Here is a 512-nt window from a genome sequence, read left to right as displayed (position 1 = left end):
ATGTTTTAAGTCAATACAACATAGGCCTATAAAGTTGTCACATAGTGCTATATTTATTTCATAACCTTCATGTTTTGAAAATTCTTCTTTAGCTAATTTTATATAATCAAGAGCTATTACTTGTTTATAGATTTGATAATAAAAATATCCCATTCGATAATTAAATTCAGCATGTTCTATTGGATCAGGAATGTGTATTAATAGTTCTTTTGCTTTTTCATAGTGTTCACTTGCTTCAGTGTAATTGGATGTTAAAGTAGAATGGAATGCTTTAAAGAAGTGATAATAATAAGCTAGGAAGTCATCTGCTGGAGTTGTGAAATTATCCATTTCATCAAAACTGTTTTCGTTAATACTTATCCAATCCGTTAATGCTTTGTATCTAAAATCCAATAAAGAATAGTATAAGAGTAAGTTTTGATTTTCTTTGACATTGTTAATTTCATTGTCTATATATTCTTTTAATTGTTTTGCTTTAACTAATTGTTGTTTTAGCATGGATTGATACCAGT

Annotated in this window: 1 protein-coding gene; it reads right to left on the bottom strand. The window is 27.1% G+C overall.

From position 1 onward, the window contains the following. A partial coding sequence (locus FE392_RS23095; RefSeq protein WP_319932008.1) for a response regulator aspartate phosphatase occupies positions 1 to 498 on the bottom strand: 498 nt, incomplete at its 3' end. Positions 499 to 512: the final 14 nt, after the last annotated feature.

Origin of the sequence: Xenorhabdus santafensis, assembly GCF_033949405.1 — a bacterium.
Lineage (GTDB): Bacteria > Pseudomonadota > Gammaproteobacteria > Enterobacterales > Enterobacteriaceae > Xenorhabdus > Xenorhabdus santafensis.
Note: the sequence above shows the minus strand (reverse complement) of the source record. Positions and strands in the feature narration are given on the sequence as shown.